The organism is Bradyrhizobium guangxiense (assembly GCF_004114915.1).
In the GTDB taxonomy this organism is placed as follows: domain Bacteria; phylum Pseudomonadota; class Alphaproteobacteria; order Rhizobiales; family Xanthobacteraceae; genus Bradyrhizobium; species Bradyrhizobium guangxiense.
Map to the genome: position 1 here is coordinate 1732755 of NZ_CP022219.1, position 17275 is coordinate 1750029.

Consider the following 17275-nt stretch of genomic DNA (forward strand, 5'->3'; position numbering starts at 1 on the left):
CGTTGCCGCCCTTTTTCGTTCTGCCATCGCATCGGCGATTTCGCGCCGCGGCTATCGGGCCGTGGGCTTCTCGCGGCTGCGAGAGACAAGGTCCGCTCTTCTTGCTAGGTTCCGGGGGATGAGCCTCTCCCTCCACCCCGACACACCGCAAGCCAGGACGTTGCCGAGCACGGCTCCAGCCGGTGCTGCCTCCGGTGCGGTTGCGGGGCGGGGAATCCGGACCCGGCTGTTCACTAAATATGTCGCGTTGTTCGTGGCCGTCGTTGCCATTGCGCTGCTCGCCAACGGCCTGTTCGAGGTCTTCTTCTATTATCGCGAACACAAGGCTTCGCTGATCCGGGTCCAGCACGAGCAGGCCGAGGCGGCCGCGGCCAAGATCGGTCAATTCGTCAAGGAGATCGAAAGCCAGCTCGGCTGGACCACGCAGCTGCCGTGGTCGGCGGGTTCGATCGAGCAGCGCCGGTTCGACGCGCTGCGGCTGCTGCGGCAGGTGCCAGCCATCACCGAGCTTGCCCAGGTGGATTCGACCGGCAAGGAACGATTGCGGGTCTCGCGGCTGGCGATGGACGCGATCGAGAGCGGGATCGACCTGTCCGGTGATCCGAAGTTCACCGAGGCGGTCGCGCACAAGGTCTATTACGGCCCGGTCTATTTCCGCCGGGAGTCCGAACCCTACATGACACTGTCATTGGCGGGCGCACGCAAGGACGCCGGCGTCAGCATCGCCGAGGTCAATCTCAAGCTGATCTGGGACGTGGTCTCGCAGATCAAGGTCGGTCGGCGCGGACATGCTTATGTCGTCGGCCCGGAGGGCCGCCTGATCGCCCACCCCGACATCAGTCTCGTGCTGCGCAACACCGACATGTCGGGCCTCGCGCAGGTGCGTGCCGCGCAGGCTGCCGGCGGCATCATGCCGGATGCGCTCGAGGAGGCGCATAACATCCAGGGCCAGAAAGTCTTGACGGCATCGGCTCCAATCGAGCCGCTGCACTGGACCATGTTCGTCGAGCTGCCGGTCGAGGAGGCCTATGCATCGCTCTACGCCTCGCTGCAGCGACTCGCGATCGTGCTGCTCGCGGCGTCGATCTTCGCGGTGCTTGCGGGGATATTCCTGGCGCGCCGCATGGTCGGGCCGATCCAGGCGCTGCGCAGCGGTGCCGAGCGAATGGGCGGCGGTGACTTCTCGCAACGCATCTCGATTAAGACCGGAGACGAGCTCGAGGGGTTGGCTGACCAGTTCAACGACATGGGCGCCCGCCTGCAGGAATCCTATGCGGACCTCGAAAACAAGGTCGAACGGCGAACTGCGGAATTGAGCGAGTCCTTGCAGCAGCAGACCGCGACTGCCGATGTGCTGAAGGTCATCAGCCGTTCGGCGTTCGACCTGCAGACCGTCCTGAACACGCTGGTTGGATCAGCCGCGCGCTTGTGTGACGCCGACGAGGGAACGATCTTTCGGCCTCGCAATGGCGCCTTCTATCTGGCGGCAAGCTGCGGGCTCGACGCGGAGCAGGAGAGCAAGCTTCGGACCTTCGCCTCCGTGCCGGAGCACGGAAGTGTGGTCGGGCGCACGCTGCTCGATGGCAAGACCGTCCACGTTCCGGATGTGCAGGCCGATCCGGACTATGCCCCCTCGTCGGCGCGAAGGCGATCCAACGTACGCACGATGCTTGGTGTTCCCCTGCTTCGAGAAGGGACGCCGATCGGCGTATTCGTCCTGACGCGGCACATGGTGCGGCCGTTCAGCGAAAAGCAAATCGAACTCGCCACGACCTTTGCGGACCAGGCCCTCATCGCGATCGAGAACGTCCGATTGTTTGAGGAGGTCCAGGACCGCACCAGAGATTTGTCGCAATCGCTCGACGAGTTGCGCACCGCGCAGGACCGCCTGGTCCAGACCGAGAAGCTCGCCTCTCTCGGCCAGCTCACTGCGGGCATCGCGCACGAGATCAAGAACCCGCTCAACTTCGTCAACAATTTTTCCGCTCTGTCGACGGAGCTGATCGACGAGCTCAACGAGGTGCTCGAGGCGGCTAGCCTCGACGGCAAGACCAAGGAAGAGGTCGACGAGCTCACCCAGATGCTCAAGGGCAACCTCGAAAAGGTCGTGCAGCACGGCAAGCGCGCCGATTCCATCGTCAGGAACATGCTGTTGCACTCGCGCGAGGGCTCCGGCGAGCACCGCGCCGTCGACATCAATGCCGTCGTCGAGGAAAGCCTCAATCTGGCTTATCACGGCGCGCGCGCCGAACGGCCCTCCTTCAACGTCACGCTCCAGCGCGCGCTCGATCCGGCTGCCGGCATGGTTGACATCTATCCGCAGGAGATCACGCGCGTCTTCCTCAACCTGATCTCGAACGGCTTCTATGCCACCGCCAAACGCAAGGAGAGCGCGGGGGAGGCGTTCGAGCCTACCTTGAGTGCGGCAACCAAGGACCTCGGCGGCAGGGTGGAAATTCGGATCCGCGACAATGGCACGGGGATTCCGGCCGAGGTGAAGCAGAGGATGTTCAATCCCTTCTTCACCACCAAGCCGGCCGGCGAAGGCACCGGGCTCGGCCTGTCCATGAGCCATGACATCGTCGTGAAACAGCATGGCGGCACCATCGACGTGAACACAGAGCCCGGTGTATTCACCGAATTCATCATCACGCTGCCGCGGACGATGGCAGCGACTGGCACTTCCGGAGGCAAGACTTGAACGTTTACATCCTGGTCGTCGACGACGAGCCTGACGTCGAGGCACTGTTCCGCCAGCAATTCCGGCGCGAGCTGCGCGCCGGCCGCTTCCAGATGGAGTTCGCCGCGTCTGCGCCCGATGCGCTCAAGCGCGCCGCAGAGGTCCGCGACCCCTCGTTGATCCTGATCCTGTCCGACATCAACATGCCCGGCATGAGCGGGCTCGACATGCTGCCGAAGGTGCGCGCCGCTCATCCGGACGTCCCCGTCATCATGATCACGGCCTATGGCGACGCCGAGACGCGCCGCAAGGCGATCGAGCGCGGCGCCGTCGGGCTCCTGACCAAGCCGATCGATTTTGCGCTGCTGCGGCAGGAAATCGACACGAGGCTCGAGCAAGCCGCATGAGCGCGACCATCCTCTTCGTCGACGACGAGCCGGATCTCGAGGCGCTGGTCCTGCAAAAGTTCCGCAGGCAGATTCGTGACGGAGAGGTCACGATCATGTTCGCGCGCGACGGCATCGAGGCGCTGGCCTCGCTCGAGCAGAATCCGCAGGTCGACATGGTCATCTCCGACATCAACATGCCCAGGATGGACGGCCTGTCGCTGCTCGCCAGGCTGCAGGAGGCCGAGGACAAGAAGTCGACCATCATCGTCTCCGCCTATGGCGACATGAGCAATATCCGCACCGCCATGAACCGCGGCGCATTCGACTTCCTGACCAAGCCGATCGACTTCGCCGATCTGGAAACGACGATCCAGAAGACCATCCGCCATGTCGAGATGCTGCGCGAGGTGCGGCGGCGCCAGGCGGAAGCCGAGCGCGCCCACGCCGCGCTGTCGCGCTTCTTCTCGCCCGAGATCGCAAGGCGGCTGGCGGCGGATGTCGACGGCGACGGCATGGAGGTGCAGTGGCGCGATGTCGCCACCCTCTTCACCGACATCACCGGCTTCACCTCGCTGGTCGAGACCGCGCCCCCGCAGACGCTGGGCGAGCTCCTCAACGAATATGTCGGTGGAATGACCGAGATCGTGTTCGCGCACGAAGGGACGGTCGCCAAGATCATCGGCGATGCGATTCAGGTGCTGTTCAATGCTCCCGGCGACCAGCCGGACTATGCCACGCGTGCGGTCGCCTGTGCCCATGATCTCGACGCCTGGGCGGAGGACTTTTCCTTGCGCTGGAAGGCAAGAGGCGTGAATTTCGGGACCACCCGCATCGGCGCCCATGCCGGCCCGGCGCTGGTCGGCAATTTCGGCGGCAACCGTTTCTTCGACTACACGGCCTATGGCGACACCATCAATATTGCGGCGCGGCTGGAGGCCGCCAACAAGCATCTGGGTACACGCATCTGCGTCAGTGCCAGTGTGGCCAAGGGGGCCGCAAACTTCCATGGCCGTCCCGTGGGCGATCTGATGCTGCGTGGGCGCAGCGAGCCGCTACGTGCGTACGAACCGCTGCCGCAGGCGAAATTCGAAGCACCGGCGACGGCACAATATTCCGAGGCCTTCGCCAAGATGGAGGCCGGCGATGCCGCGGCCATGCCGGCCTTCGCCGCGCTGGTCGGCATGCACGCCGACGATTCCCTGGCCGGCTTTCACCTGAAGCGTCTGCTCAACGGTGCCAAAGGCATTCGCATGCAGCTTGAATAGGAGTTCGTCATGACGCGCGAGTTCTCTGCCGGCAACTACCGCTTCATTCCGTCCGTGTTTCAATATTCAGCGGGGGCTGCCGCGGATGACGGCTACGAGATCGAACGCGTCCGCTTCGACCGGCTGGTGCCGCTCGCGGAGGGGTTTGCGCTGGCTGCAAAGTTCATTCAGGAGGCAGGTCGCCCGCTGACTGCCTTCTGCGCCTGCGAACTGCGTTCACCAGCAGCCTTCAGCGAGGAAGGCTTTCGCGCGTTCAACCTGCACTATGTGAAGACGCTGTCGGAATGGGGCATCTTCGACGGTACCACCAATCCGGTGGCTCGCAGCAATGTCTGTCCCGAGATCGATCCGCCGTCCGAGCCATCGTTCTATGCGTTCTCCTTCACCCGTCCGACCCGGTCCAAAGCCACGTCTTTCGTGATCGCCGGCGGCGCCGAGGCGCGCGAAGGCGACGGGACCTATGTCGAGCGCACCGTGCGTTATCGTGATCTCAGTCCGGAGGGGCTGCGGGAGAAAGTGCGCTTCACCACCTCGCAGATGGAGCACCGGATGGCGGCGCTGGGCTTCGGCTGGAAGGACACGACAGGCGTGCAGGCCTATTCCGTGCACGACTTCCACCACGCGCTCGCCGACGAACTGGTCCGCCCCGGCGCGTTGCGCTCCGGCCTGACCTGGCATTTCGCCCGGCCGCCGGTGGTCGATCTCGAATACGAGATGGATTGCCGCCGCGTGATGCGGGAAGCGGTGATCTGAGTGGTCGACACTCGTTCTTCACCTCTCCCTGCGGGAGAGGTGAAGGGCGACTTCGACACTGCTTCAGCGCTGCCTTGGGTCGAGCGCATCGCGCAGGCCGTCGCCGAGCAGGTTCAGCGACAGCACCACGAGGAAGATGGCGAGCCCCGGCCAGATCGCCATCCACGGCGCCTGGGTCAGGAAGCGCTGCGCGGCGTTGAGCATGCTGCCCCAGGACGGCGCCGGCGGTTGTTGGCCGAGGCCGAGGAACGACAGCGCGGCCTCGGCGATGATGGCGGCGGCGATCGAAAGCGTCGCCTGCACCAGCAGCGCGGGCAGGATGTTCGGCAGGATATGCGAGAGTGCGATCCGCCACGGCGGATTGCCGAGCGCGCGCGCAGCCTCGACATAGTCCTCGGCCTTGACGACAAGCACTTGGCCGCGGGTCAGGCGGACGAAGATCGGCGTCGCCGAGATACCGATCGCGATCATGGCATTGCCGAGGCTCGGACCGAGGAACGCCGCGAGCGCGATCGCCAGGATCAGGAATGGGCACGCCAGCATCGCGTCGGTGATCCGGCTGATCAGCGCATCGACGAAGCCGCCGCGATAACCGGCGAGGAGACCGAGCGGCACGCCGATGCCGAGTGCGATCGCAACCGAGATGAGGCCTGCGAGCAGGGAGGCCCGCGCACCGTAGACGACGCGGCTCAGGATATCGCGGCCGAGCTCGTCGGTGCCGAACCAGTGCGCCGCGGTCGGCGGCTTGCGCACCAGGCTCCAGCTCGTCGCGATGGGATCATAGGGCACGATCAGCGGGGCCAGCGCGGCAAGCACGATGAACATCGTGAGCACGACGAGCCCGAACACCGCCGCCTTGCGCTTGAACAGCCGGCGACGTGCGCGGCGGGCCGGGCTGTCCAGCTCGTCGGCGTGCGTGAGAGGGCTCGGCAGCGCGGCGTCGGTCATGGATCTAGCCCCGAAGCCGCGGGTTGACGAGGATATAGGCGATGTCGGCGACGAGATTCAGCGTGATGTAGACCGTGGCCGTCACCAGCACGACGCCCTGCACCACGGCATAATCGCGGTTGAAGACGGCATCCACGATCAGCTTGCCGAAGCCGGGAATCGAGAAGATCTGCTCGGTCAGGACCGCGCCCGAGAGCAGCGTGCCGAGCTCGAGCGCGCCGAGGGTGATGACGGGCGTCAGGGCATTGCGCATGGCGTGCTTGAGAATGACGGAGCGCTCCGACAGGCCTTTGGCGCGCGCGGTGCGAACATAGTCGCTTTCCAGCACCTGGAGCATGGCGCTGCGGGTATGCCGCATCAGCACCGCGGAGATTGCGTTGCCGAGCACGAAGGCCGGCATGATGGTTGCTGCGAGACTGGCGCGCCAGTTCTCGGTGAGCGGCACGTAGCCCGAGGCCGGAAGCCAGCCGAGCTCGATCGAGAACAGGAAGATCAACAGGATTCCAAGCCAGAAATTCGGTGTCGAGATGCCCCACAAAGCGAACAGATTGGCGCCGTAGTCCCAGACCGTGCCCTTCTTGACGGCCGAGACGATGCCGGCGGGAATGCCGATGAAGAACGCGATCAGGATCGCCATCGAGCCGAGCTGCAGCGTCACCGGCAGCTTCTGCGCGATCAGCTCGCGCACCGGCATCTTGTTGCGCAGGGACTCGCCGAAATTGCCTGTCAGCACGCCCCTGAGCCAATAGACGTATTGCACGGGAATCGGCTGATCGAGCTTGTACTGCTGGCGAATCTGCTCGATCACGGCGGGGTCGCGCTCCTCGCCGGCCATCACCAGGGCAGGATCGCCCGGCAGCAATTGTTGCAACGAGAAGATCAACACCGACACGAAGAACAGTGTCGGTACGATCTGCGCGATGCGGCGGGCCAGGAAGTTCAGCATGAGGCCGATCGCGTCGTGGGGGCTGTGACGATCACTTGAACTTCAGCCCGACCACGCGTACCAGCCCGTCGGGCATCTGCCGGTAGCCTTCGAGCTTCTTCGTGTGCGCGATCAGCAGCGTACGGTGATAGATGTAGATGATCGGCAGATCGTCGAGCAGGACCTTGGTCAGCTTGGCATAGATCGCCTTGCGCTCGTCGACGTTGGATGTGGCCCGGCCCTCTTCCAGCAGCTTGTCGGCCTCGGGGTTGGAATAGCCTCCATCGTTCTGCGGCGCTTTGCTGCGCATGAAGATGTAGGAATTGCCGTCGGGATCGATGCGGCCGCTCCAGTTGATCTGGAACACCTGGAATTCGCCGGCCTGGGCCTGTTTGAAGGTGGTCGCGAATTCGACGGCGCGGATCCTGATGTCGAAGCCGGCTTCGGCGGCCATGGACTGCACCACCTGGGCGACGGCCTCGTATTCGGTCCCCTTGGGGACCATGTAGTCGACGGTGACGGGGAGGCTGACGCCTGCTTCCTTCAACAGCGCTTTGGCCTTGGCGATGTCGCGGCCCGGAATGGGAAACGCCTTCTGGTAATAGGGGTGCGTCGGGCTGACCCACTGATTGCCCGCCGTGAACTCGCCGTTGAAGACCACCTGGTTGATGGCCTCACGATCGATCGACAGGCTGAGCGCCTGGCGCACCTTCGCCGACTGGCTGAGCGGCCCCTTGGCCTTGTCGTTGGCGATGTTGATGGTCAGGCCTTGATAGCCGAGCTCGGGGGCCGTCGTCAGCACCAGCTTGGGATCGGCGCGGACATCCTTGATGTCCGTCGCGAGCACGCGTTCGATCAGGTCGAGCGCGCCGGATTTCAAATTGGCGAGCCGCACGGTCGAATCGATGATCGGCAAGAACACGACGCGGTCGATGTGAACGTTGTCCTTGTTCCAGTAGTCGGCGAACTTCTCGAACACCATCCGGTCCTGCTGGACGCGCTCGAGGAACTTGTAGGGGCCGGCGCAGACCGGATGCAGGCCGAACTTGTCGCCGGCTTCCTTCGCCGCCTTCGGCGACACCATCATGCCGGAGCGGTCGGTGAGCTGGGCGATCAGCGGCGAGTAGGGCGTCTTCAGCACCAGCTTGATGGTAAGGGGATCGACCACCTCGACGTGGTCGACGCTGGCAAGCTCGGATTTCCGGAACGAAGTCGGCAGCGTCATGTGACGCTCGATCGAGAATTTTGCCGCCTCCGCGTCCAGCGGCTCGCCGTCGTGGAATTTGACGCCCGGCCGGAGCTTGATCGTCATCTCCTTGCCGTCGGCCGAGGTTTCGTGGGACAGCGCCAGCTGCGGCACGATGTTGAGCTTCTCGTCGATGTCGAACAGCTTGTCGCAGAAGGCGGAGAACACGATGCGGCCGACATAGGTGCGGCCGATGCTGGGATCGAGAATATCAGGATCTTCGGCGATCCCGATGCGAAGCGTGGTCTCGGCCTGGGCTTGGCTTTGCGCCGTGCCGACGAGCGACGCCAGCAGGGCCGACGCCAGGATTGTCAAACGCATAAAGCTCATCGCTCTCAACCTCTGTTCTACCTTTTTGCGGGAGGCGTCCCAACTGAACTACCCCCGCCGCCGCGTGCTGCTTCCGGCCCGCCGCTGAAGGCCGCGACCAATTTTTCCAGGACTGGCGAGAAGCCGCCATCCATGGGAACGATCGCCGCCGAGGACGGCAGCTCGGACGTTCGGTGGCAGGCCGTTGCATGTCCGATGCCATCCGCCACGAGCCGGGGCATTTCGCTGCGGCAGCGGTCGACCACATAGGGGCAGCGGGTGTGAAAGCGGCATCCCGGCGGCGGATTGAGGGCGCTGGGGATCTCTCCCTGCAGCACAATCCGGCTGCTCTTTGCCCGCGGTTTGGGCACGGGGATCGCGGACAACAATGCGCGGCTATAGGGATGACGCGGCGCGGCGAACAACGCGTCGGCCTCCGCGGTCTCGACGATCTGGCCGAGATTCATCACCGCGACGTGGTCGGCGATGTGCTTGACCACGGCGAGGTCGTGCGAGACGAAGATATAGGCGAGGCGGAGCCGATCCTGCAGCTCGCGCAGCAGGTTCAGGATCTGCGAGCGGATCGAGACGTCGAGCGCCGAGACCGGCTCGTCGCAGATGATCAGCTTCGGCTCGACCGCGAGCGCACGGGCGATGGCGATGCGCTGGCGCTGGCCGCCGGAGAATTCGTGCGGATAGCGCCGCGCCAGCCGCGGCTCCAGCCCGACCAGCCGCAAGAGCTCGGCAACGCGCGCGCGCCGCTGTGCCGGCGGCACGAGATCGTGCAGCGCCAGCGGCTCGGTCAGGATCTGGCCCACCGTCATGCGCGGATTGAGCGAGGCGTAGGGGTCCTGAAAGATGATCTGCGCCTCGCGGCGGAAGGCGCGCAAGCCGCCGGCATCGAGCGCGAGCAGGTCGCGGCCGTCGAAGCGGATCGTGCCCGCATCCGCCTCGATCAGCCGCAGCACGAGGCGGCTGACGGTGGATTTGCCGCAGCCGGATTCGCCGACCAGAGCCAGCGTCTTGCCGGCTTCGAGCGAGAAGGAAACGCCCTCGACCGCCTTGACGTGCGCCAGCGGCCGGCCGAACAGCGAGCGCTCGGCGACGAAATGCTTGACCAGGCCGTTGACCTCGAGCAACGCCATCACGACACCAGCCGTTCGAGCGGCGCGCGGATGCAGCGCGAGAGATGACTGGGGCTGACTTCGACGAGTGGCGGCGGCGCCTTGGTGCAGGCGTCGAGCACGAAGGGGCAGCGCGCGGCGAAGCGGCAGCCGGCTGGCGGCTGCGCCATGTTCGGCACCATGCCTTCGATGGTTGCGAGCTGCTCGGCGCGATGGTCGAGCCGGGGGATCGAGCCGAGCAGGCCGACCGTGTAAGGGTGCTGCGGCGTCGAGAACAAGTCGTCGACCGGCGCGCGCTCGACGATCTCGCCGGCATACATCACCGCGACCTCGTCGCAGACCTCGGCGACAACACCGAGGTCGTGGGTGATCAGGATGATGGCGGCGCCGCTTGCCGCCTTCAATTCGCGCATCAGCTCCAGGATCTGCGCCTGCAGGGTGACGTCGAGCGCCGTGGTCGGCTCGTCGGCGATCAGGAGGCGTGGATCGCAGGCCAGCGCCATCGCGATCATCACGCGCTGGCGCATGCCGCCAGAGAGCTTGTGCGGATATTCGTCGATGCGCCGCTCGGGCGAGGGGATGTGGACCCGGCTCAGCAGCTCGATCGTCCGCTCGCGCGCACTTTTCCGCGAGCCGCCGCGATGGCGCAAGATGGTCTCGATGATCTGGTCGCCGATGGTGAAGCTCGGATTGAGCGAAGTCATCGGCTCCTGGAAGATCATCGCCAGCCGGTTGCCGCGCAGGTCGCGCAACGTCTGGTCAGGAGTCTTCAGCAGGTCGAAACCGTCAAAACGGATCGCGCCAGTGACCTCCGCGCTCTGCTTCGGCAGCAGGCCCATGATCGCCAGCGACGTCACGCTCTTGCCGCAGCCGGATTCTCCGACGAGGCCGAGCGTCGCGCCGTTGGCGACGCTGAGATCGACACTTTCGACGGCGTGGGTGACGCGGCCATCGTCGCCATGAAAGCGGATGCGGAGATCCGTGATCTCGATGAGGGGGCGCGCGCTCATGATTGCCTTGCGCTCGCGGCTTCGATGCTGGCATCGATGACGCCGCGATCAGTGTTGCCGGCAGGGTTCTGCCGCGTCGGCATGGACGCGCGGAAGTGCACCCAGAGCTGCTGGCTGACCCGCTCGAGCCGTTCGAGCTCACCGATCGGATCGGGATGGTCGTCGGCGCGAATATCCAGCGCCGGCCATTCCTCATCGCCGTGGATCAAAAGTGCGGCAGACTGCTTGCCGCGTTTGTCGCCACCGGCGGCTTCCCCTGCACGCATCGCCGCGAGGAGGCGGCGCGGGAAGGGCAGGCTGTCGCTGGCGATGTAGGTCTTCGCGGTCTCGTCGAGCACCTCGGCGCCCGCCAGCATGTTGCCGGCGATCGAAAACCCGCTGCCGGCAATGTGACCGCACCAGTCGACGCAGTCGCGTCCGGTATGCGCGGCGATTGCGCCGCTCCCATCCATGATATGGACCTGCCGGCTCTCGCGTCCGTCGTCCGCCGCGAGCGTCGCGGCGAGCACGTCCTGCGCGTTCAGCCCCTCGCGCAGGAGCTTGACCCCGTCGATGCCGTAATAGGGATTGACGAAGGCTTGTGTCGCGATGGCGCCGAGACCGGCCGCAATATACGGGACGCGTGCGCCGACGGCGAAGAACCGGGTTGCGACCGCGATGCCGAACTGGCCGGTGGCAGGATCTCGCGCGATGATCGACCAGGTCATGTGCTGCCTATCACCGTCCCGCGGCGTAGCCCTGCATGCCGCGCGGATTGGCGGCGGCGCGCCGGCGCGGACCCGTGCGAGAGGCCGCGGTGAGGCGGCCTTCGGACCAGTCGGGACCGACCTCGACGATATGCCCCCGATCACGGAGATTTTCGATCGTCGCCTTCGGCACGCGGTTCTCGACCACGAGCACGCCGGGCCGCGCGGTGCGCGGCCAGAACGAGATCGGGAAATGCTCGGAATGCCAGGCCGGCGCGTCGATCGCTTCCTGCAGGTTGAGATTGCAATGGACGTGGCGCAGGAAGAACTGCGTGATCCACTGATCCTGCTGGTCGCCGCCGGGCGAGCCCCAGGCCAGATAAGGCTCGCCATCGCGCAGTGCCATGGTCGGCGACAAGGTCGTGCGCGGCCGCTTGCCCGGCGCGAGCGAACTCGGTTGGTTCTCCTCCAAATCGAACATTTGTGCACGGCTGCCGAGGCAAAAACCGAGCTCTGGAATGATCGGCGAGGATTGCAGCCAGCCGCCCGACGGTGTCGAGGACACCATGTTGCCGGCCTTGTCGATGATGTCGAAATGCACGGTGTCGCCACGCACCTCGCCGAAGCGCCCCACGGTCGGTTCGCCGGCGCCGAGAGCGCCGACGGCCTCGCGCTGGCCTTCGGCGCGGCGCAGCTTGATCACCCCGCCAAAACCCTCGACCGCGCCGGGCCGAAGGTCGAGCGAAGCTTTCTCGGTCACCAGCTTGCGGCGTTCGTCGTTGTAGGCATCCGACAGCAGCGTCGCGATCGGGATCTCGCTGAACTTGGGATCGCCGTAGAACTTTTCGCGATCGGCAAAAGCGAGCTTGGCGCATTCGATCTGGAGATGGATGAATTCGGGCCCCGTCGGGTCGAGGCCGTCGAGCGCAAAGCCCTTCAACAGCGCGAGCTGCTGGAGCGTCACCGGTCCCTGGCTCCAGACGCCGGCTTTGCAAACGGTGTAGCGGCCATAGTCGTAGGTGAGTGGCGCCTCGATCGTCGGCTGCCAGCGCGCCATGTCGTCGGCGGAAAGCACCCCGCGATGCGGCGAGCCGCTAACGTCCATCACCTCCTGGGTGCGGCAGAACTTGTCGATGGCCTCGGCGACGAAGCCTTGCGACCAGGCCTTGCGGGCGCGCTCGATCTCGGCGTCGCGGCCTCCGCCGCCGCTCTCGGCCTCGCTGAGAATGCGGGCGTAGGTCGCGGCCAGTGTCTTGTTGGTGAACAGCGTGCCCGGCTTCGGCACTTCGCCGTTCGGCAGGTAGACGGCGGCAGACGTCGGCCAGTGCTTGCGGAACAGCTGCTCGACGGTCTGGATCGTGGCGCAGGCGCGCTCGACCAGCGGATAGCCGTCGCGCGCATAGGAGATTGCGGGCTCGAGCACGTCGCGCACGCGCATCGTGCCGTAGTCGCGCAGCAGCATCATCCAGGATTCGAAGGTGCCGGGGACGCATGCCGCCAACAGGCCGGTGCCTGGCACCATGTCCAGGCCCTCGCTCTTGTAGTGCGCGATGGTGGCGCGCGCCGGCGCCGGACCCTGGCCGCAAATCACCTCGGTGCGGCCGCGCTTCACGTCGTGCACGATGACGGGCACGTCGCCGCCGGGGCCGTTCAGATGCGGCTCGACCACCTGGAGCGTAAAGGCGGTGGCGACGCCGGCGTCGAAGGCGTTGCCGCCCTTTTCGAGGGCGGCCATGCCGACAGCGGTCGCGATCCAATGCGTGGTGGCGACGACCCCGAACGTGCCCTCGATCTCGGGGCGCGTCGTGAACGGATCGGGATTGATCTTGCTGGTCATGGGCTACCTCATTTGCGGCGCGCGCAATTGATCACAGGGGCAAGCCGCCGCCAAATGCGCAGGCTGCATGGCACGCGGGCGTCACGCCGGGACCGGCGCGGTGTTAACCGCGTGGCAGGCGACGCCGTCGATCAGCTCCGGCGTCTCCTTGCGGCAGAGATCGAACGCCAGCGGGCAGCGCGGATTGAAGGCGCAGCCAGAGGGCGGGTTGATCGGGTTCGGGATCTCGCCCTTCACCGGAATGCGCTGGCGGCCGCTTATGGCAAGATCAGGCACGGCGCCCAGCAGCATCTTGGTGTAGGGCATGCGGGGACGGGCGAACAGCTCGCGCCCCTCCGCGATCTCGACGATGCGGCCGAGATACATCACGCCGACGCGGGTCGCCATATGGCGGACCACGGCGAGGTTGTGGCTGATGAACATGTAGGTCAGGCCGAACTTGTCCTGGAGGTCGCGCATCAGGTTGAGGATCTGCGCCTGCACGGAGACGTCGAGCGCCGAGGTCGGCTCGTCGCAAACGATGAACTCGGCATCGGACGCGAGCGCCCTGGCGATCGCGATGCGCTGGCGCTGGCCGCCGGAGAATTCGTGCGGGAATTTCAGCCGGTCGTCCGGATGCAGGCCGACGAGGCTGAGCAGCTCGCCGACACGGGCTTGGATGTCGCGCTCGCCCTGGATCAGGTCGAAGGCGCGGATCGGCTCGGAGATGATGGCATCGACGCGGAAGCGGGGGTTCAGGCTCGCATAGGGATCCTGGAAGATCATCTGGATGCGGCGGCGCAGCTTCCGCCGCGCCGGCGCCTGCCGCGGGTCCGTCATGGAGACGCCGTCGATCAGCACGTCGCCGGAGCTCGGCGGCAACAGGCCGACGACCATCCGCGCCACCGTGGTCTTGCCCGAGCCGGACTCGCCGACCAGCGCAAACGTCTCACCCTTCCTGATGTCGAAGGTGACGTGATCGACTGCCTTGAGATATTCGAGGTGCCCGCCTTCGAGCACACGGTTGAGCCAGGGTTTCGAGACGTCGAACACCCGGCGGAGATTCGTGGCCTGGACGAAGGGGGCGCTCATGCCGCGCTCTCCGCCGGCACGCTGTCATAGAGATGACACGCGACGGATTGTGCGCCCCGCGGCAGCGGCTCCGGCCGCTCGACCCGGCAGCGGTCGAAGGCGAACGCGCAGCGCGGATTGAACGAACAGCCGCGTGGGATCGCCGAGAGGCGCGGCATCGAACCGGGAATCTGCTGAAGGCGCTTGTCGTCGCCGGCAAGCGTCGGGATCGCGCCCATCAGGCCCTTGGCGTAAGGGTGCAGAGGATTTCTGACGACATCCTGGACCGGACCGATCTCGGCGACGCGGCCGGCATACATCACCGCGACACGGTCCGAGGTCTCCGCGATCACGCCCATATCGTGCGTCACCAGCATCACGGCGGTGCCGTGGTCGCGGCCGAGCCGCTTGATCAGCGAGATGATCTGCGCCTGCACGGAGACGTCGAGCGCGGTGGTCGGCTCGTCGGCGATGATCAGCTCGGGCTCGGCGCAGATGGCGAGCGCAATCACGACGCGCTGGCGCATGCCGCCGGAGAATTCGTGCGGATAGCCGTCGATGCGCTTGTCCGGCGCGGGAATGCCGACCTCGGCGAGCAGGTCGATGGCACGGCGGCGCGCAGCCGTCTCCGACAGGTTCAGGTGGGTTCGGATCGTCTCGATGATCTGGTCGCCGACCCGGTAGAGCGGATTGAGCGAGGTGAGGGGGTCCTGGAAGATCATGCCGATCCGCTTTCCGCGGATGCGGCGCATATCTTCGGGCGGCAGATTGTCGATGCGCAGGCCGGCAAGATGAATCTCACCGCCGGCGATGCGGCCGGGAGGGTCGATCAGGCCGATCACGGAGAGGCCGGTGACGGATTTGCCGGCGCCGGATTCGCCGACCACGCCCAGCACTTCGCCCTTGGCGATGTCGAAGGAGACGCCGTCGATGGCGCGCAACGTGCCGCGGCGGGAAGCGAACTCGACCTGGAGGTTGCGGACTGAGAGAACGGGTTCGGTCATGGACGCAACATACTCATCGAAGTTTCGGGTTGAGTGCGTCGCGCAGCCAGTCGCCAAGCAGGTTAATCGACAGGATCAGCACGGCGAGCGCGACACCGGGGAAGGCGACGATCCACCATTCGCCGGCAAAAAGATAGCCGTTGCCGATGCGGATCAGCGTGCCGAGCGATGGCATGGTCTCGGGCATGCCTGAGCCGAGGAACGACAGCGTTGCCTCGGTGATGATGGCGAGCGCGAGGTTGATTGTGGCGATCACGAGGATCGGGCCCGTGGTGTTTGGCAGCACGTGGCGCAGCATGATCACGGGGGCAGGCAGGCCGATCAATTGCGCGGCTGCGACATAATCCTTGTTCTTCTCGACCAGGACCGAGCCGCGCACCGTGCGCGCGTATTGCACCCAGAAACTCAGACCGATCGCGAAGACCAGGACGGCCAGCATGCTCATCTCGTCGAGCTTGTTGCCAAACACCGATTTGGCGATGCCGTTGATCAGCAGCGCGATCAGGATCGCTGGAAAAGAAAGCTGCACGTCGGCGATGCGCATGATCAGGCCGTCCACGGCGCCGCCGAAATAGCCGGCCGTCAGCCCGAGCAGAATGCCGAGCGCGCCGGACAGGACGACGCCGAGCACACCGACGAGAAGCGAGATGCGCAGGCCGTAGAGGATCGCGGACAGCACGTCGCGGCCCTGCTCGTCGGTGCCGAGCAGGAAAGGGCTCTGGCCGTCGGCGGTCCAGAGCGGCGAGATGCGCGAATTCATCAGCTGGAGCTGCGCGGGATCGAATGGATTCTGTACCGACAGCATCGAGGCGAAGATCGCGAGCAGAAAGAACAGCAGCGTCACCCCCGCCGCGATCATGGTGATCTTGGAGCGGCGGAACGAATAGAACAGGTCGCTGTCGAGCGCGCGCCTGAACCAGCCGGGTGCGGCAGCGGCGCGCTTCTCGGCACTGTGCGGAACAACGGCCTCGCTCATCTCAATGCGCCCGGCTGACCGTCGAGCGCAGCCGCGGATCGACGATGGTGTAGAGGATATCAACCACGAGATTGATGGTGACGAAGATCAGGGACACCATCATCAGATAGGCCGCCATGATCGGGATATCGACGTTCTGGACGGCCTGCACGAACAGGAGACCCATGCCCGGCCACTGGAACACGGTTTCGGTGATGATCGCGAATGCAATGACCGAGCCAAATTGCAGGCCCGCCACGGTGATGACGGGAACCAGCGTGTTGCGCAGGGCGTGTCCGAAATGGATCGCGCGGGTGGTCAGGCCACGGGCGCGGGCGAAGCGGATGTAGTCGGTCCGCATCACCTCCAGCATCTCGGCGCGGACCAGACGCATGATCAGCGTCATCTGGAACAGGCCGAGCGTGATCGAGGGCATGATCAGCGCCTTCAGGCCCGACAGCGTCAGAAGGCCGGTCGTCCACCAACCGATGCGCACGACCTCGCCGCGGCCGAACGAAGGCAGCCAGCCGAGCGTCACCGAGAACAGGTAGATCATGAGAATGCCGATCAGGAAGGTCGGCAGCGAGATGCCGATCAGCGATACGGCCTGGAAGATATGTGCGAGCCAGCTGTCACGGCGCAACGCCGAATAGACCCCCATCAGGATGCCGCTAACCATCGCGAAGATGGTGGCGCAGATCGCGAGCTCCAGCGTCGCCGGCATTCGTTCCATCAGCAGGTTGGTGACCGGCAGGCGGAACTGGTAAGACACGCCGAACTTGAATTGCGCGGCGTTGCCGACATAACGGCCGAACTGCACGATGAAGGGATCGTCGAGGCCGAGCGATTTGCGGATCGCGGCGCGCTCGGCGCCCGACGTATCCATCCCGACCATCTGGTTCACGGGATCGCCTGCGAAGCGAAACATCGAGAACGCGATGATTCCGACGGCGATCATGACGCCGATGGCCTGGATGGCCCGGCGCAGCGTGAAAGCGAGCATCTGTTCCTTTCACATCTCTTCAGCGGCATGCATCATCGCGTCAGCGCGGGAGGGCAAGCCTTCTAAACAGCAAGTCCCGGAAGCCATGGCT

15 protein-coding genes are annotated in these 17275 nt (G+C 65.4%); 4 read left to right on the forward strand and 11 right to left on the reverse strand.

Annotation, left to right across the window (positions count from 1 at the left end):
- Positions 1 to 118 precede the first annotated feature (118 nt).
- Genes X268_RS08200 through cnbZ form a run of 4 tightly spaced genes read left to right on the forward strand, consistent with a single transcriptional unit; the run spans position 119 to position 5087 of the window.
- Positions 119 to 2701: a sensor histidine kinase gene (locus X268_RS08200; RefSeq protein WP_128924458.1), complete on the forward strand. Its 2583-nt coding sequence runs from the start codon at positions 119 to 121 to the stop codon at positions 2699 to 2701.
- On the forward strand, positions 2698 to 3087 hold the full coding sequence (locus tag X268_RS08205) for a response regulator (protein ID WP_097659480.1): 390 nt from the start codon (positions 2698 to 2700) through the stop codon (positions 3085 to 3087). The genes X268_RS08200 and X268_RS08205 overlap by 4 nt, the downstream gene beginning before the upstream one ends.
- Entirely contained in the window at positions 3084 to 4334 is a 1251-nt protein-coding gene (locus tag X268_RS08210) for an adenylate/guanylate cyclase domain-containing protein (protein WP_128924459.1), read from the forward strand. The genes X268_RS08205 and X268_RS08210 overlap by 4 nt, the downstream gene beginning before the upstream one ends.
- Before the next feature lie 9 nt (positions 4335 to 4343).
- Complete coding sequence (gene cnbZ / locus X268_RS08215; RefSeq protein WP_128924460.1) at positions 4344 to 5087, forward strand: 2-amino-5-chloromuconate deaminase CnbZ; 744 nt, start codon at positions 4344 to 4346, stop codon at positions 5085 to 5087.
- A 63-nt stretch (positions 5088 to 5150) separates the two neighbouring features.
- Here cnbZ and X268_RS08220 read toward each other — a convergent pair whose 3' ends face one another.
- The 11 genes from X268_RS08220 to X268_RS08270 form a co-directional block, all read right to left on the reverse strand.
- Positions 5151 to 6035, reverse strand: a complete 885-nt coding sequence (locus X268_RS08220) for an ABC transporter permease (protein ID WP_128924461.1) — start codon at positions 6033 to 6035, stop codon at positions 5151 to 5153.
- 4 nt (positions 6036 to 6039) lie between these two features.
- Entirely contained in the window at positions 6040 to 6981 is a 942-nt protein-coding gene (locus X268_RS08225) for an ABC transporter permease (RefSeq protein ID WP_128924462.1), read from the reverse strand.
- A gap of 31 nt (positions 6982 to 7012) precedes the next feature.
- Positions 7013 to 8536: an ABC transporter substrate-binding protein gene (locus X268_RS08230; protein ID WP_128924463.1), complete on the reverse strand. Its 1524-nt coding sequence runs from the start codon at positions 8534 to 8536 to the stop codon at positions 7013 to 7015.
- Positions 8537 to 8553: 17 nt separating this feature from the next.
- Positions 8554 to 9660 carry an ABC transporter ATP-binding protein gene (locus X268_RS08235; RefSeq protein WP_164937611.1) on the reverse strand — a complete coding sequence of 369 codons (1107 nt, stop codon included), beginning with the start codon at positions 9658 to 9660 and terminating at the stop codon, positions 8554 to 8556.
- Positions 9660 to 10649 (reverse strand): ABC transporter ATP-binding protein, encoded by a 990-nt coding sequence (locus X268_RS08240; RefSeq protein WP_128924465.1) that lies wholly within the window; start codon positions 10647 to 10649, stop codon positions 9660 to 9662. Before X268_RS08240 ends, X268_RS08235 begins: the two co-directional genes overlap by 1 nt.
- A complete protein-coding gene (locus X268_RS08245; protein WP_128924466.1) occupies positions 10646 to 11356 on the reverse strand; it encodes a DUF1028 domain-containing protein in 711 nt (236 codons plus the stop codon). The genes X268_RS08240 and X268_RS08245 overlap by 4 nt, the downstream gene beginning before the upstream one ends.
- Before the next feature lie 10 nt (positions 11357 to 11366).
- Positions 11367 to 13172 (reverse strand): gamma-glutamyltransferase family protein, encoded by a 1806-nt coding sequence (locus X268_RS08250; RefSeq protein ID WP_128924467.1) that lies wholly within the window; start codon positions 13170 to 13172, stop codon positions 11367 to 11369.
- An 81-nt stretch (positions 13173 to 13253) separates the two neighbouring features.
- On the reverse strand, positions 13254 to 14243 hold the full coding sequence (locus X268_RS08255; protein ID WP_128924468.1) for an ABC transporter ATP-binding protein: 990 nt from the start codon (positions 14241 to 14243) through the stop codon (positions 13254 to 13256).
- The gene (locus tag X268_RS08260) at positions 14240 to 15226 is read right to left on the reverse strand and encodes an ABC transporter ATP-binding protein (RefSeq protein WP_128924469.1); all 987 of its coding nucleotides are present in this window, start codon (positions 15224 to 15226) and stop codon (positions 14240 to 14242) included. Before X268_RS08260 ends, X268_RS08255 begins: the two co-directional genes overlap by 4 nt.
- Before the next feature lie 13 nt (positions 15227 to 15239).
- Positions 15240 to 16202, reverse strand: coding sequence for an ABC transporter permease (locus X268_RS08265; protein WP_128924470.1), 963 nt, complete (start codon positions 16200 to 16202; stop codon positions 15240 to 15242).
- Between the two features lies 1 nt (position 16203).
- On the reverse strand, positions 16204 to 17184 hold the full coding sequence (locus tag X268_RS08270) for an ABC transporter permease (RefSeq protein WP_128924471.1): 981 nt from the start codon (positions 17182 to 17184) through the stop codon (positions 16204 to 16206).
- Positions 17185 to 17275: the final 91 nt, after the last annotated feature.